Below are 19127 nucleotides of genomic sequence, written 5' to 3' on the forward strand. Positions count from 1 at the left end.
GCACTTGAACTAATTAATCAACGACCATTAAAAATACATCATCAACAGACTGCCATTGAAAGATTCCGGGCTTGTTCGGATTAAACTTGTAATTTGCCAGTTTAATAATAGTTGTCGGTCAATGATTAGCTATGTCGCGAACCTTTCCGAAACTAGTCTTGCAGGTCGGAATATGAGACTTTGCCGGATTCACGGACCTTTACCGCAAGTGATGTGAAACGTAATATTGCGGGATCGATGTAGTTTAATGATTTTTGAAATCCGTTAAGATAATCCGTCCAGGAGGAGTCTAACTCCTGTGGGTTAACGATAAGAAAACGCCCTTTTAGCATTAGGGATGTATGAGCATCCTCGTTAAAACAATAAATAGCTGCATTGGTTGTGTTGCTCAAATTTTTAACTGTGGCAGAATTGTGCTTTGTATAGAAAAAGATTGTGTCTAATGATCTGTCCATTTTTAAGGGAGTAAGGGCTGTAATATTTGGAAAACCGAGTGAGTCTATTGTGGAAACTTGAAATACCGTGGCCGACTCAAGCATCTTTTCTGCGACTTTAATGGTTTTTAGCATGTCTATCCTCCAAATGTTTTCTTTAAATAAAGGGTATCATAACAATAAGTAATTACGAAAAAAACTGATTGGAAAATCACTTGTGGTGACTGACGTCTGCTTAATATGCTGTTAGTTACGCATTCACTACAAAATGTGAACGCAAGATTTATCCTGTCCATTTTAGTTTAGGTGTAAAGATAAACATGACCATAAAAAATAAATATTTTTTGTATTTATTTTTAAAAGAACATAATTCACAAACAATTTGCCCTCAATATTTATAAAATGCAATTTTTGAAAAAATAAACCTCATTTTCCTCTTTATTGCTCTTTCTTTGCTCAATAACAGTTTCTTCTTAATGTGAAAATGAAAACAATGTGCTCTGAAAGCACTGATTTTATAGGAATCCTAAAAATTGTTTTCATGGTTTTACGTTAAAATCCCTTGTTTTCTGAAAGGTGTATGCACTACAACGGGATTTGCATAAGGGAGAGAGAAAAATGAAAAAACTATTTTTTAGTGCGCTCGTTGTTGTACTAGTTGTCGCAGGTTCTGTCGCTACGGGGTTTGCATCAACTAGCGCTACTCGAGTTAACAAAGACAGTCAGTCATTTAATCAATTATATTCTAAGGTTCTTCAAAAGCAAAATCTGCCACTACAGTAATTTCATTTGGTTCTTATTGGATTGCTATTTTTAACAAAAAGCATTACGTCTATCACACATTTGTGGACGTAATGCTTTTTTATGTGAACGTCCTTATTAAAAAAACGAGACTATTTTTTTGGGTATTGACTGCCGAAAAGATGCCGTCAATGCTCATATTAAAATCAGTTTAGTGATGTTTTACAGTGGTTTACAAATCATTAAAATTCTGATGAAAATATATGCTATGCTTAGGTTTCTAGGCAACTGGGTTTCAAAAAATGAGTGAATAGGAGCTAACGCGGATGACAGAGATAAGGCGAGCCAAAAGAGCAGTAACTGATCTTAGCAAGATAACTGCAATTTTGAAGGAATCACACATTATTCACACTGCAATCAACACGGAAGACTTTCCCTATGTGGTGCCAACCAATTATGGTTTTGAAATAACGGACGATGGTAAATTAACGCTGTACATTCATGGTGCGCCGGAAGGTCGGAAAGTTGACTTGATCAAACGAGATAATCGGGTCGGTTTTGAGATTGACGACGGGGGTTCCTTGATGCCGACTGAATCGACAGAGGCTAGTCACAACTCTTGGCTTTATCACAGTATTATCGGCACTGGTGTGGCTCATCAAGTGACAGACACAGAGAGTAAATTACACGCATTACAACAAGTACTGATTCACGAAACAGGTCATGCATGGAAAAACATTGATCCTCATGGTGTTGAATACGTAAACGTTTATCGAATTGATGTGCAAGAATACAAGGCTAAACAACATGAGACACCGCAGGCTCAATAGCGGCTTGAACGCACCAAAATCAAAATGTACACGTCGTCCTTGTTAGTTCAATAGTTCAAACTTTTTGAGTCTTACAGGCTGGGACACGAATTTATAAACTTGGGGATAATATAAATGACAAGTGGATTAACCACACACCTGATTGCTAATGCAGGTCGTGGTAAACGTTTTTTACTTACCAATGAAGATGGTCACGAATTGGGCCGTGTTAAAAATCACGGTTGGACGAATTTGTGGAACCAATTCTTGGGCTGGGCTGTGGCAATGCCAATTCATGACGAACTCACCGTGGAAGGAATGACGTTAACGGTCGAGTCGAAGACACATTTATTGAGTAGTAAATACCGTTTGGAGATCAACCATCAGCCGGTGGCATTAGTGTTAACTCATAATTTTCAAAACGGTTATCTCATTAACGTGAAGAATGAACGCTACCAGTTGAAGGCAGGGCTTGGCAACGCTAGTTTTCAAATATTTCGTTCAGGCGATCAAGCATTAGTAGTTAGCATGCGGCAGCAAATTGATAATCCAGATGCGTTTTCGGTCACGGTAAATGAATCCTTTGGTCTATTAACTGGTATTGGACTGGCAATGATCATCATGCGCGAACAGGGAAAGTAACAAAGAATCGTTACTGGGAACAGAAAAGTAGCGTGACAATGAGGTGTCCTATATACTGGACTCAATTAAGTTTGAGGAGGTTTCAGTATGGCAAAGTTGACATCCGAAATGAAAGATTTGATTTCACAAGCGTTTCCGTTTATTGCGACCGTTGATGAGGATGGAAATCCACAAATTGGTCCAAAGGGCACGCTGAGAGTCATGGACGATGAACATTTAATCTATAATGAGGAAACTGGGCGCCAAGCTTGGCACAATTTGCAGGCAAACCATAAGATAGCCGTTGCCGTTCACCCTTATCCAGGTAAGATTGGATTGCGAGTTGAAGGGTACGCAACAATCTATAAAGATGGCCCCGTATTTGACGCTGCTCACCAGTATGCTGTGGATAATCAATTGCCTGATTTAATTGCAGCTGTTGTCATTTCCGTTGACCGAATTGTGAGTCTTAATGCAGGTCCTGACGCTGGTACAGAAATCGCAAACGAACCAGTTTTAGATTAATTTAATCAATGAAATGCTAAAAGCCCAATTCGTCGGAATTGGGCTTTTTATAATACGAGTAAGAGTGAACGTAAATTCTATTTTATTGAGCGGTGTAGCCACCGTCGACAACGAATTCTGATCCGGTAGCGAACTTGGATTCGTCGGAGGCGAGGTAAACACAGATGTTTGCAATATCATCAGGTTCACCGATGTGACCAACTGGTGTTAATTTTGTTTGAGCTTCTTCCATTCCTGGTTGGGCTTCCACTAGTGGTGTTTTGATGTACCCAGGGTGCACAGTGTTGACGCGCACGCCGTAACCTTGTTTTGCGGCATACAACGCTGCAGACTTGCTGAATAAGCGAACGCCACCTTTAGATGCATTATAAGCTGCCAATAGTGGGTCACCGATGAATCCTTCAATGGAGGACATGTTGATAATGGAGCCACCGTGGTTCTTCATTGCAATCATGCCGTACTTTGTACCGTAGAAAACACCATCCAAGTTAATTCCCAGCAATTGATGCCATTCATCAGCGGTGGTGTGCTCAACATCTTTCGCAATGGCGATACCAGCGTTGTTGACAATGACATCAAGCTTACCAAACTTAGCAACAGTCTCATCAATAACTTCTTTAAAGCGAGCTTCATCAGAGGCATCTTGTTGCATATAAAGGGCGTTGTCACCGCCGTTCAGACCATCGAGTGCTGTTTGACCGTCATCCTTGTTGCGTGAGGTGATAACAACTTTAGCACCTTCTCGTAAAAAAGCGGCGGCGGTTGCCAGCCCGATACCCTTGGTTCCACCTGTGATAATTGCAACTTTATCCGTTAAACGATTTGCCATTTTCATAACCTCCATTGGTTTAGGTTGCTACTACACCGTTATTTTCGCATGTTTGGTAAACAATGTGAAGCAATATACAAGATGAAAATAATTGAAAATGTTGTTGCTTACTTTTCGTAAGTGCGATATAGTAAACCCCGTTATAGAAAACAATGATAAAACTTTGGAGGACGATGACATGGAAACAGAACTTTTAGGCTTAATGAAGCAACGTCGATCAATTTACAACTTGGGCAAACGGGTGAGCCAGTCTCAAGACGACATTACCACGTTACTCAAGGACGTAATCAAAGAGTCACCGTCCGCCTTTAATAGTCAAACAACGCGTGTCGTTTTTGCTTTTGGTGACGCTCACGAAAAAGTTTGGGACATCGTGTTGGACGAGTTGAAGAAGGTTGCGCCTGCGGAGGCCTTTGAAGGCAGCAAACAAAAGGTCGAACAGCAATTTAAGGCTGGATTTGGGACGATTCTTTGGTTTACTGATATGGATAAAGTTAAGGAATTGGAAGATGGCTTCCCACTGTATGCTGACAATTTCTATGATTGGTCGGAACAGCATATTGGTAACAGTCAGTTTGCAGCGTGGACTGCTTTAGCTGAGAACAATCTGGGTGCATCTGTTCAACATTACAACCCGCTTATTGACGACAGTATTGCTAAGGCATTTGACTTACCAAGCAACTGGCGCTTACGTAGTGAAATGCCATTTGGGTCAATCGAAAGTACGGCCGACGATAAAGATTATATGGATGATGAAGATCGCTTTAAGACAATCGATTAGTAGAAATGGTTTCAACAAAGCGACATTCCAAATGATGCGAAAAGCCTATTTGTATAGGGGATTCATCAATTTGTAAAGTAACTCTTCACAATATTGGTATACATTACATTGATAACTGGTAAATTGTTTTACTCGCTTAAATAAATGCCTGTATAAGACCGTTTATAAGTGATGACAAATAAAACGTACGCAACTTAAATAGTATATTTTTAATATTTGGTATATCCTTTTTATGAAAAAACGGTTATAATATCCATATAGCAATTATCAATGGGCATTAACTGTTTCAAAGGAGGGTGTACCATGGCAAACATTCTATTTATCAATGCGGATCAGCAGAGTACGCAAACGTTGATTTCGGCAATGGCCGCATCTCAACCTGCGGATCGCTTGCGCTTGACCACGATGCATCCTCACAACTTATCAAAGCAGGTACGTGAACGTTTTGAAATTTTGGTTGGCGCGGCCGATGATGGTCTATTCATGGCTGAGGCAACTGCCGGTATCGACGCTGTGTACCTAACTTCAGGGATGGCGACAGTTAAATACTTGCACACCTTGAGTTGGGCACTGACTAATTTCAAACGGCCGGTAAAACGGCTCATTTTAACGAACAGTGCTGCGTCCGATAGTGAAGTGAAGACCGTGACACCGTTTTGTTCGGATCGATTGGCGGTACTGACAGCATTAGGTGCAACACATGTGGCGTTTGTCCTTGTCCAACAGGTTGCTGCCAAAGTTGCTGATCGTGTCTTAATTGAGACAGTTGATGCCCGTAGTCAAGTGTTGCGGCAGGTTATCGAGTTGCAGCAGTGGAATCAATGGCTGATTACACTGTTGTCAGCGAATGTTGCCAAACCATGGGTTGGTATCGCAAATTAAGCGATTTTATATTTGAAATGAAGAAAGACGATCACTGAATGAATTTCAGTGATCGTCTTTTGTGGACCGATTAAATTTTAAATTACTGAACTAGTCGTCAATTCGTGCAAATTGCAGGCTCAACAGACTGTTGAATAGTGACTGATCAAAACGATGGTTTTCTGACCGAACGCTGCTTGGTACGATAACAGTTCGATCTTCTTTTGTCTGTGCCTTTGTTTTAAATAAGCGACGTAGTTTTGATGTAATGATGTTGCGATGTGCTTCAGTTTCCATCTGCTGTCCCTCCATGCGAGAAATCTAAAAAAATTGACTACTTATAAATACCATCTTTTTCAAGATGGGTCAATAGAAATGCTCGATAAAAGTCAGAAAAGGTCAAACTTTTTATAAAAGTGTATGAAAACGCCATCATTGGTTACTGAATTGATCTTTTTTCTACATGCTTGGGGTGAAAAAATACGCAACATTAAAAGTTCATCATGAAGATCGATTCGATAAGATAATGACAAATTTTAGATGGCGACAGTGGTATGTTGAAGATGGCCGCAGCAATCCACCAGCATAGAAGACCAACGGCTAAAGTAGTTAAACGTTTCATGCAATCTCCTCCAGAAACAGTTTTAGAGTTTAACGTTACGCATACATAGAAAGAGGCACGCCTCCAGCAATGGAAGGGCGTGCCATTTTTGCTAAAACTTGAGGGTTAAACTTGTGGTTGTGCGGCGTCCACTGCAGTTTCCGGAGCAGAGGATACAGGCGGCGTTGAAGCATGAGGCTTCTTGACTGGCTCATCATCAAAAATCACCGTATTCACAGTATCGATATACTGAGCTGAAACAGGGGTTACATAAGTCAGATGGTTGTCTTTATCAACCACCACGTTTGATTCTGCGATGGTCTTCATTGCGGCACGGACTGCGGATTCAGTTAAGTCTTCACTAACGTATCGTAATTTTAGGTGGCTGGCTTTGCCGTCACCGTTTTTGAATTTTAAACTAAGCTCTTTCATAGACTAAGTCTCCTTTGAGTGTGAGTTAGGCGTTCGCTTCTTGCTTTGTGGTAACAAAGATGTCGTTAACACTGTCGTTGGACAGACTTGCAATTGCTGCGCCAAACTTGTTCAGTTGATCGTCAGTGACGTTTTGAGCAACGGTATTATAATTCCGTTTGATCGGCGTACTGTGACCTTCACCTGAAATAAGATATTGAACGCTCGTTTTAAGCCATTTTTGTGACATGTGTTTCGCTCCTTAAATGTTGAGGTATTTGTATATCGTGGCCACGACTACATCATTAGTAACGAAATGACGAGCGCACTTTGTAAAGGGGAAGGTAATTTTTATGGTACAGGAAGTTTACAAAAGCCTCGCGCAAGTGTATTTCGGCGTAAAAAAACTTTGTCAATCCTAGGTAAAAAAGTACCAAGGCGACAAAGTTTAAGGTGTTCCATATTTAATTAACGCTGTTGAACGGCTGCATCGTATTGTTGCTGAAGCAGGGAAATGGCGCGTGGCTCTGCCCGTGGACTGGTGTATGGTTTCATTGCTAGTCGACGAACCATCGGGTCATTTTCGCCATAGTTTACGTCAAACAAAGCGTGCCGACTTTCAGGTTGACCATAATCGTTTGAGTCAGCATAATTGAAAGATGCACCGTTAACTAGTGCGTTGCGTTCTTCTAAGGTTAGACCGCGGACGTATGCTGGCACATCATTTACATTAGCAATTTGTCCCAGTGGCACAATGATGAATGTCGGTTCGGGAACGGGTGCAATCACAAATTCACTATGAAAATCGACTAGCCGTTTGAAATTAGCGGTTGGGAGTGCCGGCAACACGCCGCGTGCTAAAGCCTCTGGTTGCTTGTTGTGCATCCGGGAAGAGTCCGCTTTACTGGCAATATTGCCGTGAGCGATGGCGTCTTTGTCAAACGCAATGAGCGCTTCGAGATCATTTTCTCCGTTGAGTTCAAATGAACGCCGCACAAATGCGACATTATGTGCATCGATTAGGTACCGTAACTGATGAACCATGCGCACCGTTGCGTCATCTTGAGCCAGTCCGTTTGGAAAAGCTGCCTGAACAGTACGAGCAAGTTCGCGCCAGAAGGGGTCGCTGGGACCGGCTTCACGGGCGAATTCATGATCCGCCACTAAATCGCCGGTGTTGCTGTTGAGATGAGCACCAAGGATTGAAAGCAATTGTCGCATTTTGTCCAGCGGTGCCATCGAACTGGCGGCAAATAAAGTGGTAAATGCTGAGCTGCCTACGGTGGCACTGGATGCTTGCCAGTTACTAAACTGGGTCTTTAAATTTGTGTCATTAACTGTTGACGCGATTTTTTTAGTTAAAGCTGTTAAAGCTGCTTCATCCCATTGCTGGTGATCTGCCAAACGGACCAGCAAATCGTAGGTTCCTTCGACATAGGCTGACATGTTACTGTCGGACAAACTGACAGGTGGTTCAATTAGCGAAATAAGTCTTTGATGTTGCGCCATAATGCGCCTCCTCGTTCTTCTTAGCGTAAGGGTAACACATTGCGACGGGTAAAAAGGAATATTTGAATGAAAATTATCCATTTGATTAGTTTAAATGGGATTTGCGAACGCTGATCTACACGAACAGTGGTAAATTGAAAGAAAGTTCTTAAATAGCCGAATTCGATTTTTCTTCAAGGGAAAGGGTCATTTATTATTCAATGGAAAAGCAAGCGAGCAATGTTTTAAGTACACTCATTATTCAAGATTTTACCGCTCTTGGGCAGATGTCCATGACGTCCGCCTTGACGGTAAGCCAATCGATGAATATTTTGACGGCGTCTTTGCCTGTTCAAATGTTGTCAACACAAACAGAAGGATTTGGTCAACCTCACAGAGAAATAATGGCTGGTTGGCTGGAACAAGTTTGGCATCATTGGGATATCAATGACATCAATTCATTTACCTCGACGCTTATTGGGTATTTAGGAACAAATGAGCTGACCCAACTAGTGAATAGGGAAATTAAGCAACATCACAACCAAAACATCATTGTCGATCCAGCGATGGCGGATCAGGGCAAACTCTATCCATCTCTGACGAAAAGTTACGTTGACGAGATGAGACAGTTAATGAGTGGTGCGCAAATTGCTTTGCCTAACATCACCGAACTGGGTCTGTTGTCAGAAAGCGATGTAGAAATGAACCGATCGGATGACAAATTACGACAGGCGTTGAAACGTTGCCAAAGTTTTGCTCCTAACTGTCAGGTTATTGTAACAGGAGTCAAAAAAGGCAGCGCGATTGGTTGTGCTTGGGTTAGTGGCAATGAAATCGAGTGGGTCGGTAAAAACATGATCAAAGGTCACTTTTTCGGTACCGGTGATTTGTTTAGTGCAACCTTTAATGTACTGAAACTTAGGTCGCCCAAGCTTGATACGGAACAGCTAGTTTCAGAAGCGATGGCGGTTGTTTACACAGCAATCCAAGAAACATCAGCCCTTCCGACCACCCAGTGGAGGTTAGGTCTTCAGCTTAAAGAGGCAATTTCACTATTGATGAGTTTTGAGTAAAATCTATTAGTAAAAAGAATGATGCCGAGTACAAAAGCTGAGCAGGTTCTATTAAAGGGCTTACATTTCACTATGCTTTTATTGCCACTTGGCTTATGCTATGTAAAGTGACGAATAAAAGAGTTATTTATGAAGAGTAGGGTAAATTATGTCTAAGAAAACGACGATAACTGATATTGCAAATGAGGCAGGCATTTCGCCAACAACTGTTTCGCAGATTCTTAATGGTAAGGGTGAGCGCTTTAGTGCCACGACACGGCAAAAAGTGCTCGGTCTCCAAAAAAAGATGGGCTATCACAATACGGGGAATGATAAGCCATTTGAATCAAAAGTGACGGTTGGAATGATCGTGCCAAGCCTGGATAATCCGTATTACCGTGAATTGATCCATGGTGTTCAGGATGGCTTGGTGTCACAGTTTGCAGAATTGTCAGTGGAATTTTCAGAAAATTCTGAGGGCATCGGATATCATATTCATGAATTAAGCGAACGACCAGTAGATGCAATTATCGTTGCAGGAGATAATATGGATCTTGCTTTTGTGCAAACGCTACTGGCCAATACTGGTCTGCCTAGCATCATCATGGATCCGCAACAGGACAACGAGTCTTCTGTGGCCATTAATGAACTTGAAGCCGGCAGTAAATCGGCCGAATATTTACTTGATAATGGACACAGAAAAATTGCCTTGCTAATGAAGGCAGGAAATAGTGAAAGTAAACTGCATCGGATCACAGGCTTTTCAAATGGTTTGAAAGAATATCATTTGGATTTAGACCCAACATTATTTTTGGAGCAGCCTGATGATTCTAAAGTAAGTGGTTTTAATTCAGCCAAACAGGTTATTGATAGCGGTGCAACCGCAGTTTTTGCTTTCTCTGATGAGCTCGCTGTTGGATTGAATCGTGGTCTCCTTGCTCATGGCAAACGTGTGCCAGAAGATATCTCTATCCTTGGCTTTGATGATATTGAAATTACGCGCTATGTCCAACCAGAATTATCGACGGTTCATCAACCAATTCAAGAAATGGGCGAAAAACTCGTGGAAATATTATTCGCCAAAAAAAGTGACGATGAATTTACACTGAATTCAGATGAACGACTCTTTTCAGTTGTTCTGAAAAAACGTGGAAGCATTAAACATATCTAATTGAATCCATAAAAAAAGATAAAGTAAGACAATCAATTGTGATAATTGATTGTCTTTTTTTGTGTCCATTTGTCTAGGTAAAAAAAACGTAAAATTATAAAATGCTAAGAAAATCGCAAAAAAGATGCGAATTAGTAGGCGTAATAGGGGTGCTAAACTAGACAAAAAATGAGCAATGTAAAAAAAACGTAAAAGAAAACGTTTACAAATTCGCATTGTAAATGCAAAAAACGGGTAGTAAAAATATAGCCGTGGCAAGTTTTACTTGTTCTTTACCAACAATATTTTTAGGAGGTACGACATGGATAAGCTCAAAATTGCGTCAACGGAAAAGGCCATGAACTTTTTTGAAACAGACCGTGAAATTGTGTCTGCAACAGAAACTGACTTTGTTGACGTCGCGGCTGTAGTGGTCATGGATGAAGACACATCTGTTGTTGAAGCGGCAAATGCAACAAAATTTTGGATTCCCGTTTTTGTTATTTCTGACGATAGTTCCAAGATTGACGGTTCCACGATGGAAAAGATTTATCACATCTTAGATCTCAAGAATCAATATGACCATCAGTTGTATAACCGTGAAATTGAGGCAGCGGCCTCAAAATATGAAGACGGCGTTTTGCCACCATTCTTCAAGGAATTAAAGGCTTACGTTGAACGCGGAAACATCCAATTTGATTGTCCTGGACATCAAGGGGGGCAATATTTCCGTAAGCATCCAGCAGGTCGTCAGTTCTATGATTTCTTTGGCGAAAATGTCTTTCGTTCAGATATCTGTAACGCCGATGTTGACCTAGGTGACTTGTTAATTCATGAAGGCCCAGCGATGGACGCCGAAAAACATGCGGCACAAGTATTCAATGCTGACAAGACGTATTTCGTTATGAACGGGACGACGACATCAAATAATATTGCCATTACTGCCGCCGTTGCGCCGGATGATTTAGTCTTATTTGATCGTAATAACCATAAATCTGTCTACAATGCAGCATTGGTTAAAGACGGTGGCCGTCCGGTTTACTTAGAAACCTCACGAGACCCATACGGTTTTATCGGTGGTATTTATTCCCGCGATTTTGACGAGGATTATATCCGTAAACAGGCTGCAAAAGTGGATCCAGAAAAGGCTAAGCAAAAACGGCCATTCCGTTTAGCTGTTATTCAGTTAGGTACTTATGACGGCACTATTTATAATGCCAAACAAGTTGTCGAACGCATTGGCCACTTATGTGACTACATTCTTTTTGACTCTGCATGGGTCGGTTACGAGCAATTTATTCCAATGATGCGTGATTCTTCACCATTGTTACTTGATCTGGGACCTGATGATCCTGGTATCTTGGTTACCCAATCAACACACAAACAACAGGCTGGTTTTTCACAAGCATCACAAATTCATAAAAAAGACGCTCACATTAAGGGGCAAAAACGGTACATCGATCATAAACGATTCAACAACGCTTATATGCAATATGCTTCAACATCCCCATTCTACCCATTGTTTGCAACCTTGGATGTCAACGCCAAGATGCAAGAAGGCGAAGCCGGTAAAAAACTGTGGCACGATGCTTTAGTAACATCAGTAAATGCACGTAAAAATTTGATGAAGAATGCCACAATGATTCGTCCGTTTGTGCCACCAGTCGTAAATGGAAAAAACTGGGAAGATGCCGACACTGAGGAAATTGTCAGCAACATTGATTACTGGCGTTTTGAAAAGGGTGCAAAATGGCACGCTTTTGATGGCTACGAGGATGATCAATACTTTGTTGATCCAAACAAATTTATGTTAACAACGCCTGGTATTAATGTTCAGACGGGTGAATATGAAGACTTTGGTATTCCGGCAACAATCTTAGCTAACTACTTGCGTGAACACGGGATTATTCCTGAAAAGAACGATTTGAATTCTATTTTGTTCTTGATGACGCCAGCAGAGACACCAGCCAAGATGAATAATTTAGTATCACAAATCGTTAAGTTTGAATCACTTGTTAAAGCTGATGCGCCACTGGAAGATGTGCTTCCAAACCTGTATGCACAACACAAAGATCGTTACGCGGGTTACACGATTCGTCAACTCTGCCAAGAGTTACATGACTTCTATAAGGGAAACAATGCTAAGGAATATCAAAAAGAGATGTTCTTGGCCGATTACTTCCCTGAACAAGCAATGACGCCATACGAAGCTAACGTTGAGTTATTGCATAACAACGCCAAGCTTGTACCACTGAAAGATATTGAAGGAGAAGTCGCCTTAGAAGGTGCACTTCCATACCCACCTGGTATTTTCTGTGTTGTTCCAGGTGAAAAATGGAGCAAGGTTGCCCAGACCTACTTCTTAATCTTGGAGGAAGGGATTAACCGTTTCCCAGGGTTTGCGCCTGAAATTCAAGGTGTCTATTTCGAGAATGAAAATGGACAGACTACCGCATACGGGTATGTCTACGATCCTAAGTCAGAAAACAAGGGTGAGTAGTTCCATTCAACGTGGTGGACGTCATGTCTACCGCGCTTTTTTATAAATTTCAGAAAAACGGATAGAGGTAAAATCATGGCCCAGGAAAAGAAAAAGATGAGTGTGGTTCAGCTCACAATTATTACGGCCATTAACATGATGGGTTCAGGAATTATCATGCTGCCAACCAATTTAGCACAGGTTGGTACGATGTCGATATTGTCTTGGATCGTTACTGCTGGTGGTGCAATGTGTTTGGCCTATGCATTCTCAAGAGCAGGGATGTATACCAGAAATTCAGGTGGTATGGGTGGTTATGCTCAGTATTCCTACGGCAAGGCAGGCTCGTTCATGGCCAACTATACGTACGGTGTTTCACTTGTGATTGCCAATGCGGCGATTGCAATTTCTGCCGTTGGTTACTTTGATGTTTTATTCCATTTGCACATGTCACCAGTTGGCGTTGCCTTGGCCACAATTTTTACACTTTGGTTGGCTACAGTCATGAACTTTGGTGGCGCAAGAATTACCGGACAAATCAGCACCTTCACTGTTTGGGGCGTTATCATTCCGGTTGTCGTTATTTCACTAGCCGGCTGGTTCTTCTTTAGTGGTCACTTGTATGCAGCATCTTGGAATCCGCACAATATGGGCTTTTTCAAGGGGATTAGCAATTCGATTTCGATTACACTATGGGCGTTTTTAGGCCTAGAATCAGCTTCCGCAAATATGGATTCTGTTGAAAATCCTAAGAAAAATGTTCCCATTGCTGTTTTAGGCGGAACTATTGGGGCGGCCGTAATGTATATCGTTTCGACAAACGTTATGCAGGGGATTGTTCCTAACGCTAAGTTAGCCGCATCAAACGCACCGTTTGGGGTAGCTTTCAGTCAGATGTTTACACCGATGGTTGGGAACATTGTTATGGGACTGATGATTATTTCGTGTTTCGGGTCATTGCTGGGTTGGCAATTTACTATCGCCGAAGTCTTCCGTAGTTCCGCACATGAAGGATATTTCCCGAAAATATTTGGGAAAACAATTGCCAATGGTACACCTATTATTGGTATGATTATTATTACTGTTTTGCAGTCTTTGTTGGCACTTATGACGATCAGCCCGTCCCTGTCAAAGCAGTTCACAATTCTAGTAAATTTGGCGGTGGTGACAAATGTTATTCCATACTTGCTATCAATGGGTGCGCTTAAAACAATGCAACTCGATGCCAAGGTATCGGCATCTGCACGACGCACGACAAATATCATTGCTACGATTGCATCGCTCTACAGTCTCTATGCATTGTACGCAGTCGGCTTTGAAGAACTTGCGTATGGTGCACTTGTGACATTTGCAGGTTGGACCTTGTACGGATTTGTGTCACATAAATTTGATTTGTCCAAGACTACGAATTAATGACGCATCCTCGATTGAATAAAGTAATGCGAAAAAAGCAATTCGCGCTTTGGTTCTTCGGCAAAAAACTAAGTTGAGGCTGAATGAGGGTGAGTAAATGGATGAAAGCATACCGTTGGCTTTAACTGTAAACGGGCTATATTCAATGGGCAATCGCTATTTACAAGCGGACTTAAACACCTTCTCAGTGAAACGTGTTTATGGCGTCACAGTTTTGACCTCGATTTTTAGCGATGGTGAAGTGCCGTCGAAAGATGGCCTTGTGTTGTCGGCAACTTCTGGATGTAAGCTGATTCCTGAGACAACTTTTAAGAGAGCGTATAATGAATAAATCGTCTCTCAAAAGGAAGGAATTTTTACATGCCAACTCGTTACGACAAAGAATTCAAACAAAACATCATCAACCTATATAAGCAAGGCGAATCAGCCGCCCAACTGGCCAGAGAATATGGCATTGGCTATTCAACCGTTCATAAGTGGATCCAGGGCCAAGCCAAAACCCAATCCGGTAAATCGCCAGACGTGACATAAGGCCGATTTGAGAACGAGCATTAACGTAGAACTGACCTATTCTCGAGTTTGGGGAATGGGTTAGTTTTGGGTTGAATGGAATGCTCAGAACTTTGGAGCGCGATATTGCTCACATTATTCATCACAAATAAACTTATGGCACAGACTCGTATGTAATTCGTACCTAAAGTTCCGCAATTGATTTTGGTAATATGGATGGGTAGCGATAAATTTTGAAGATAGTTGAGGAGTGAATAAATTGGCGGCCAAGTTACAGATCAACCGTATTATGATAATGGCATTCTTAGTGAATGCTATTTATAGCATGATCTGGCCGGTCAGCACTTTATATATGCATGACGCCTTCGGCTTATCTCTGCCAATAATAGGTGTCATACTAATGTGCTACTCCTTGGCTAATGCGGCTGGAAGCGTGATTTCAGGATATTTATTTGATCGGCTGTCGCATCAAAAGATTTTAATGAGCGGTTTTTATTTATTACTGATTGTGTCTTTTATTGGAATGTTTGGTGATGGGTTAGTTGCCTTTATATTATTTTTGGTGCCATTTGGTTTTATTACAGGTTGGTGCTTAACAGTTCAATATGCTTTAGTAAGTGATTTACAAGTGCCTAATCCGGAAAATGATTCGAGAAAAAACTTTAATTTGCTCTATTTGGCCGTTAATTTGGGGTTAGTAGCCGGATCCGGATCGTTAGGATTACTGTATCGGCATAATGAAATTAAAACGTTGATGGCTACTGTAACGGTGATTGCCTTAATTGTGACGCTAATTGGACTAGGGACGGGTCAGCCCAATGTTGCAGAGAATGCCAATCAAGTAAGTGTTCATGAGGATGACAGTGAAGGCGAAACGGTCCTCAAAAGAGATGTAATCATCCGTGTTTTTATCACCTTATTTTTATTTTGGATCGTGTATGTACAGTGGATGACCAATTTTTCCGTCTATTTTACAAGCTTGGGCTATTCTGCTGGGTTTTACAGTCATGTTTGGGTGATTAATGGCATCGGAATCACACTTATTCAAGTGTTTTTACTTCGATTCGCGCACTTTTTTAAAACATCAATTGCGCAGTCCAGATTTGGTATTTTCTTCTTGGTGCTTTCGTTTGGTTGCTTACTTGCTAGTACCAATAAACTATGGTTATTAGTGGCGGCCGTATTTTTAACAATTGGTGAAGCGCTTTTTGTGCCAGCTGCGCCAGTTGTTGTGGATCAAAATTCGCCAGTGAAAGTTAAGGGACGCAATCAGGGCCTAGTGAACGTGTTTTCGTCTATTGGGAAAGCAGTTGGTCCCGCTTTAGGAGGAGTGGTCATTGTGAATGGTGGTTACCAAATGCTGTTTTTGATGGCAATATTGTTGCTATTATTTTCAGAAGTTTTGCTTTTGAATTTTAAAAGGAAATAAGGAGGACGTTATGCGGTTACAAGATCGGCAAATCGTGGATCAAGAGCAAATGGCTTCAATTTTAAAGGACAGTCACGTTTTACACTTGGCACTAAACGACGGTGATTTTCCATATGTGGTGCCCACAAATTATGGTTACAAGCTGAATGAAGATGGCAAACTTAGTGTGTTCTTTCACGGCGCACCGCAGGGAAAAAAGTTTGATTTATTAAAGGCCAACGACAAGGTTGGCTTTGAAATAGATGATGGAGGCGCCCTGATGCCAAGCAAAAGTGCCGAAGCTAGCGATAATTCATACTGGTATAGAAGCATTATCGGGTATGGACAGGCCGTTCAATTAATGGCACGTGACGAAAAAATGATGGCCTTACAAACGTTACTAGTTCATGAAACTGGTCATGAATGGTCACAAATTAATAGACAAACTTTGGATTTTGTCAGTGTATTTAGAATTGTTGTTGAAAACTATACGGCAAAGGGACATATTGAACCTAAGCTGTAGATAATAATCAATATGCTTCGTACTAAATAAGGAGTTAAAAGATGACTAAAGAAACTATAAAAAATGACCTCAACGAGCTTTTAACTGAATATTTTGAAAAAGTTGCATTGCCGGAAAATGGAATTTTTGTTGTTGGTTGTAGTACCAGTGAAATTTTAGGTAAGTGGAAAGGAACAGATTCGAGTTTAGACGTTGGTAAAACTGTTGTTGGAACGGTTCAATCATTTCTAGAACCCCGTCATCTGAACCTAGCCGTTCAAGGGTGCGAACACATCAACCGGGCACTAGTTCTCGAACGTGCGGTAGCTGAACGCCATGGGTTCGAGATAGTTTCAGTTAAACCCGCTATTCATGCCGGCGGTGGTACACAAGTGGCTGCTTACCAGCAGTTTGATGATCCAGTCGAGGTGGAACATATTGTTGCGGATGGTGGCATTGATATTGGTGGCACGGAAATCGGGATGCACGTGAAGTTTGTGCAGATTCCGGTTCGCTTGACTCACCGAGATGTTGGTGAAGCGCGTGTTGTAGGCCTATCATCTCGGCCTAAACTGATTGGTGGAGAACGGGCTCGGTATACGTTTACTGAAGATAATTTGAAGGATATTCGTTAAAGGTGTGACGTTATGAACAATTCTTCAATACAGCACGAGACGCTCCGACGGCTGACTTTGAGTGCCATGCTCATTGCCGTAACGGTTGTTATTAGTCGATTATTTATTATTCCCGTACCGATGACCCACGGAAACATCAATCTATGCGATGCCGGTGTCCTTATTGCAGCCATGTTATTGGGGCCACGTGAAGGCGCGAGTGTCGGTGCAATTAGTGGTTTTCTACTGGATTTGTTGTCGGGATACGGGCAATATATGTTTTTTTCCTTTATCGTTCATGGCCTAGAGGGTCTGGTCGCAGGTTTAATGTTGTCGAAAGTAAGTAAGAATGCAGCAAAGATAATTAGTTTGGTACTCGCTGTAATTATTATGACAATTGGCTACTTTTTAGCTGATAGTCTTTTATACAGTGTTTCGATTGGCCTAATCGGCGTAGCTACAAACCTAATCCAAGGTCTCGTGGGCGTTGTCATTGCGTACGTTGTTGGACCAAAGATTGTTCAACTGATCAAAAAATGAGGATTAAAATAAAACAATCCTGTAAACTCCGGCTTGCCGGGGTTTTGTTGTATAACAATAAATTAAATGTATGCATATCCAGCTTCAGACGTTGTTTAACAGGCATTTCAGCATTGTTGAGACTAGGTACGTATCGTTGACGGGCACATAAGTTTAGGCACTTACATAAGTTACAAAAGGTTTCATTAATTATAAAATGTTCATTATTTCACAAATAACAAATACACTAAATGCATTGATAAATTAAGTTATTTCAATTATTTGGAGGAATTATCATGAGCATTGCGAAGGCCCTTGAGGCTACGTTCACAAACGTCTCGATTATTAGTTCGATAACATCGACCGTTTTTATCATTTTGTTAGGTTTTTATTTACGCAAACGCGGCACCTTTGGTGAAACGTTTGGGAAAATTTTGTCAAAAGTTGTTTTGTCGGTTGCACTACCAGCTTTAGCGTTCAATTCATTTATGCAGCCAATCAGTCATGAAACTTTTACACAGGGTCTGAATGTGCTGATCTGGGGTATTTTAATCTATATCATCCTAATCTTCGTAACGCCGTTTTCGTATACGAAGTTTCCTAAGGATAAGCAAGAAACATTAGCTATATTAACAACGTTTGGTTCAACAACGTTCTTTGGTATTCCAATTGTTGGTGCTGTGTTTGGTGCCAAGGGGATTATGTATAGTTCTATTTTTAACATTGGTTACCGAATTTTCCTATATTCATATGCCTACATCAAAATGTCCGGATTGAAGATGGAAGCAAGCAATATCAAAAAAATGTTTTTAAATCCTATCGTTATTGCAACATTTGCTGGCCTGATTTTATGGATGATCCAAGACTTCATGCCAATGGTTGCAGTTAAGCAAGCCGTAAATGGCGTAATTGCACCAAATGCACCAGCCATCAACGTGGCTTTCTATCGGATTGACCAAACTGCACTTTGGTTGTTCAAACCACTGCAGTATTTGGGTAATTTGGCATCACCATTGGCTTGGCTTTCAATCGGTGCAACATTAGGTTCGATTTCCATGAAGGATGCAGCTTCTGACAAAGCCTCATGGTATTACAGTTTTAACAAGGTTATCTTGGTTCCTTTATTGAACTTAGTGCTGTTATTTATCCTAACGATTACTCACATTTTGCCAGTTAGTTACGTTGCCTTGGCAACCGTTATTATCATGATGGCAACGCCAACGGCCTCCGTAGCTTCGGCATACGCGATTAGTTTTGATCGGGATGCTGTGTTGGCGTCAAATGCATCGTTGATTTCAACGATTTGTGCCGTTGTTGCGACACCTATCTGGATCGCCTTGCTAGAGGTACTGAATCAGGTTGGAATTTTTAAATAATGA

The 19127-nt window shown here is 41.2% G+C and carries 23 protein-coding genes; 17 read left to right on the top strand and 6 right to left on the bottom strand.

The annotated features are described in order from the left end of the window. Positions 1–152: 152 nt before the first annotated feature. A complete protein-coding gene (locus GB992_RS02845) occupies positions 153–569 on the bottom strand; it encodes a pyridoxamine 5'-phosphate oxidase family protein (RefSeq protein WP_161001126.1) in 417 nt (138 codons plus the stop codon). A 483-nt stretch (positions 570–1052) separates the two neighbouring features. Between GB992_RS02845 and GB992_RS02850 the strand changes: the two genes are divergently transcribed. The 4 genes from GB992_RS02850 to GB992_RS02865 all read left to right on the top strand — a co-directional run bounded on the left by GB992_RS02850 (position 1053) and on the right by GB992_RS02865 (position 3130). Beyond that, entirely contained in the window at positions 1053–1217 is a 165-nt protein-coding gene (locus tag GB992_RS02850) for a hypothetical protein (protein WP_161001127.1), read from the top strand. A gap of 284 nt (positions 1218–1501) precedes the next feature. Next, positions 1502–2005, top strand: a complete 504-nt coding sequence (locus GB992_RS02855) for a pyridoxamine 5'-phosphate oxidase family protein (RefSeq protein ID WP_162855606.1) — start codon at positions 1502–1504, stop codon at positions 2003–2005. A 114-nt stretch (positions 2006–2119) separates the two neighbouring features. After that, the gene (locus GB992_RS02860) at positions 2120–2626 is read left to right on the top strand and encodes a hypothetical protein (RefSeq protein ID WP_161001128.1); all 507 of its coding nucleotides are present in this window, start codon (positions 2120–2122) and stop codon (positions 2624–2626) included. Between the two features lie 87 nt (positions 2627–2713). Then, the gene (locus GB992_RS02865; protein WP_161001129.1) at positions 2714–3130 is read left to right on the top strand and encodes a pyridoxamine 5'-phosphate oxidase family protein; all 417 of its coding nucleotides are present in this window, start codon (positions 2714–2716) and stop codon (positions 3128–3130) included. 82 nt (positions 3131–3212) lie between these two features. Here GB992_RS02865 and GB992_RS02870 read toward each other — a convergent pair whose 3' ends face one another. Continuing rightward, entirely contained in the window at positions 3213–3959 is a 747-nt protein-coding gene (locus GB992_RS02870; RefSeq protein WP_161001130.1) for an NADP-dependent (R)-specific alcohol dehydrogenase, read from the bottom strand. A gap of 178 nt (positions 3960–4137) precedes the next feature. Between GB992_RS02870 and GB992_RS02875 the strand changes: the two genes are divergently transcribed. Together GB992_RS02875 and GB992_RS02880 are read left to right on the top strand one after the other, a co-directional pair. Further along, positions 4138–4740, top strand: a complete 603-nt coding sequence (locus GB992_RS02875; protein WP_161001131.1) for a nitroreductase family protein — start codon at positions 4138–4140, stop codon at positions 4738–4740. Between the two features lie 303 nt (positions 4741–5043). Further along, complete coding sequence (locus GB992_RS02880; protein ID WP_161001132.1) at positions 5044–5622, top strand: Rossmann-fold NAD(P)-binding domain-containing protein; 579 nt, start codon at positions 5044–5046, stop codon at positions 5620–5622. 90 nt (positions 5623–5712) lie between these two features. Here the strand turns inward: GB992_RS02880 and GB992_RS02885 are convergent, their stop codons facing one another. The 4 genes from GB992_RS02885 to GB992_RS02900 form a co-directional block, all read right to left on the bottom strand. Then, on the bottom strand, positions 5713–5898 hold the full coding sequence (locus GB992_RS02885; protein ID WP_017262090.1) for a hypothetical protein: 186 nt from the start codon (positions 5896–5898) through the stop codon (positions 5713–5715). A gap of 430 nt (positions 5899–6328) precedes the next feature. Then, entirely contained in the window at positions 6329–6634 is a 306-nt protein-coding gene (locus tag GB992_RS02890; RefSeq protein ID WP_161001133.1) for a DUF2922 domain-containing protein, read from the bottom strand. Positions 6635–6659: 25 nt separating this feature from the next. Next, positions 6660–6863, bottom strand: a complete 204-nt coding sequence (locus GB992_RS02895) for a DUF1659 domain-containing protein (protein ID WP_161001134.1) — start codon at positions 6861–6863, stop codon at positions 6660–6662. Positions 6864–7081: 218 nt separating this feature from the next. Further along, entirely contained in the window at positions 7082–8122 is a 1041-nt protein-coding gene (locus GB992_RS02900) for a DUF3114 domain-containing protein (protein ID WP_161001135.1), read from the bottom strand. Between the two features lie 200 nt (positions 8123–8322). Between GB992_RS02900 and GB992_RS02905 the strand changes: the two genes are divergently transcribed. From GB992_RS02905 to GB992_RS02955, 11 genes are all read left to right on the top strand, one after another. Continuing rightward, positions 8323–9174 carry a bifunctional hydroxymethylpyrimidine kinase/phosphomethylpyrimidine kinase gene (locus GB992_RS02905; RefSeq protein ID WP_161001136.1) on the top strand — a complete coding sequence of 284 codons (852 nt, stop codon included), beginning with the start codon at positions 8323–8325 and terminating at the stop codon, positions 9172–9174. A 148-nt stretch (positions 9175–9322) separates the two neighbouring features. Continuing rightward, a complete protein-coding gene (locus GB992_RS02910) occupies positions 9323–10324 on the top strand; it encodes a LacI family DNA-binding transcriptional regulator (RefSeq protein ID WP_161001137.1) in 1002 nt (333 codons plus the stop codon). A 301-nt stretch (positions 10325–10625) separates the two neighbouring features. Then, positions 10626–12803, top strand: coding sequence for an ornithine decarboxylase (speC, locus tag GB992_RS02915; RefSeq protein WP_161001138.1), 2178 nt, complete (start codon positions 10626–10628; stop codon positions 12801–12803). Between the two features lie 75 nt (positions 12804–12878). Further along, a complete protein-coding gene (gene potE, locus GB992_RS02920) occupies positions 12879–14195 on the top strand; it encodes a putrescine-ornithine antiporter (protein ID WP_017262082.1) in 1317 nt (438 codons plus the stop codon). Between the two features lie 97 nt (positions 14196–14292). Beyond that, positions 14293–14526, top strand: a complete 234-nt coding sequence (locus GB992_RS02925) for a hypothetical protein (protein ID WP_161001139.1) — start codon at positions 14293–14295, stop codon at positions 14524–14526. A 29-nt stretch (positions 14527–14555) separates the two neighbouring features. After that, positions 14556–14726 (top strand): helix-turn-helix domain-containing protein, encoded by a 171-nt coding sequence (locus GB992_RS02930; protein WP_238331031.1) that lies wholly within the window; start codon positions 14556–14558, stop codon positions 14724–14726. A 229-nt stretch (positions 14727–14955) separates the two neighbouring features. Then, the gene (locus GB992_RS02935) at positions 14956–16134 is read left to right on the top strand and encodes an MFS transporter (protein WP_161001140.1); all 1179 of its coding nucleotides are present in this window, start codon (positions 14956–14958) and stop codon (positions 16132–16134) included. A gap of 10 nt (positions 16135–16144) precedes the next feature. Then, entirely contained in the window at positions 16145–16636 is a 492-nt protein-coding gene (locus GB992_RS02940) for a pyridoxamine 5'-phosphate oxidase family protein (RefSeq protein WP_161001141.1), read from the top strand. A 41-nt stretch (positions 16637–16677) separates the two neighbouring features. Continuing rightward, on the top strand, positions 16678–17250 hold the full coding sequence (locus GB992_RS02945; RefSeq protein WP_161001142.1) for a TIGR01440 family protein: 573 nt from the start codon (positions 16678–16680) through the stop codon (positions 17248–17250). A gap of 12 nt (positions 17251–17262) precedes the next feature. After that, positions 17263–17769 carry an ECF transporter S component gene (locus GB992_RS02950; RefSeq protein ID WP_161001143.1) on the top strand — a complete coding sequence of 169 codons (507 nt, stop codon included), beginning with the start codon at positions 17263–17265 and terminating at the stop codon, positions 17767–17769. A 275-nt stretch (positions 17770–18044) separates the two neighbouring features. After that, on the top strand, positions 18045–19124 hold the full coding sequence (locus GB992_RS02955) for an AEC family transporter (protein WP_161001144.1): 1080 nt from the start codon (positions 18045–18047) through the stop codon (positions 19122–19124). Positions 19125–19127 lie beyond the last annotated feature (3 nt).

The organism is Furfurilactobacillus milii, from assembly GCF_009863985.1.
Classification (GTDB): Bacteria; Bacillota; Bacilli; order Lactobacillales; family Lactobacillaceae; genus Furfurilactobacillus; species Furfurilactobacillus milii_A.

Coding starts and splice junctions, on each gene's coding strand:
- GB992_RS02845 (WP_161001126.1), bottom strand. CDS start 569: ATGCTAAAAACCATTAAAGTCGCAGAAAAGATGCTTGAGTCGGCCACG.
- GB992_RS02850 (WP_161001127.1), top strand. CDS start 1,053: ATGAAAAAACTATTTTTTAGTGCGCTCGTTGTTGTACTAGTTGTCGCA.
- GB992_RS02855 (WP_162855606.1), top strand. CDS start 1,502: ATGACAGAGATAAGGCGAGCCAAAAGAGCAGTAACTGATCTTAGCAAG.
- GB992_RS02860 (WP_161001128.1), top strand. CDS start 2,120: ATGACAAGTGGATTAACCACACACCTGATTGCTAATGCAGGTCGTGGT.
- GB992_RS02865 (WP_161001129.1), top strand. CDS start 2,714: ATGGCAAAGTTGACATCCGAAATGAAAGATTTGATTTCACAAGCGTTT.
- GB992_RS02870 (WP_161001130.1), bottom strand. CDS start 3,959: ATGGCAAATCGTTTAACGGATAAAGTTGCAATTATCACAGGTGGAACC.
- GB992_RS02875 (WP_161001131.1), top strand. CDS start 4,138: ATGGAAACAGAACTTTTAGGCTTAATGAAGCAACGTCGATCAATTTAC.
- GB992_RS02880 (WP_161001132.1), top strand. CDS start 5,044: ATGGCAAACATTCTATTTATCAATGCGGATCAGCAGAGTACGCAAACG.
- GB992_RS02885 (WP_017262090.1), bottom strand. CDS start 5,898: ATGGAAACTGAAGCACATCGCAACATCATTACATCAAAACTACGTCGC.
- GB992_RS02890 (WP_161001133.1), bottom strand. CDS start 6,634: ATGAAAGAGCTTAGTTTAAAATTCAAAAACGGTGACGGCAAAGCCAGC.
- GB992_RS02895 (WP_161001134.1), bottom strand. CDS start 6,863: ATGTCACAAAAATGGCTTAAAACGAGCGTTCAATATCTTATTTCAGGT.
- GB992_RS02900 (WP_161001135.1), bottom strand. CDS start 8,122: ATGGCGCAACATCAAAGACTTATTTCGCTAATTGAACCACCTGTCAGT.
- GB992_RS02905 (WP_161001136.1), top strand. CDS start 8,323: ATGGAAAAGCAAGCGAGCAATGTTTTAAGTACACTCATTATTCAAGAT.
- GB992_RS02910 (WP_161001137.1), top strand. CDS start 9,323: ATGTCTAAGAAAACGACGATAACTGATATTGCAAATGAGGCAGGCATT.
- speC (WP_161001138.1), top strand. CDS start 10,626: ATGGATAAGCTCAAAATTGCGTCAACGGAAAAGGCCATGAACTTTTTT.
- potE (WP_017262082.1), top strand. CDS start 12,879: ATGGCCCAGGAAAAGAAAAAGATGAGTGTGGTTCAGCTCACAATTATT.
- GB992_RS02925 (WP_161001139.1), top strand. CDS start 14,293: ATGGATGAAAGCATACCGTTGGCTTTAACTGTAAACGGGCTATATTCA.
- GB992_RS02930 (WP_238331031.1), top strand. CDS start 14,556: ATGCCAACTCGTTACGACAAAGAATTCAAACAAAACATCATCAACCTA.
- GB992_RS02940 (WP_161001141.1), top strand. CDS start 16,145: ATGCGGTTACAAGATCGGCAAATCGTGGATCAAGAGCAAATGGCTTCA.
- GB992_RS02945 (WP_161001142.1), top strand. CDS start 16,678: ATGACTAAAGAAACTATAAAAAATGACCTCAACGAGCTTTTAACTGAA.
- GB992_RS02950 (WP_161001143.1), top strand. CDS start 17,263: ATGAACAATTCTTCAATACAGCACGAGACGCTCCGACGGCTGACTTTG.
- GB992_RS02955 (WP_161001144.1), top strand. CDS start 18,045: ATGAGCATTGCGAAGGCCCTTGAGGCTACGTTCACAAACGTCTCGATT.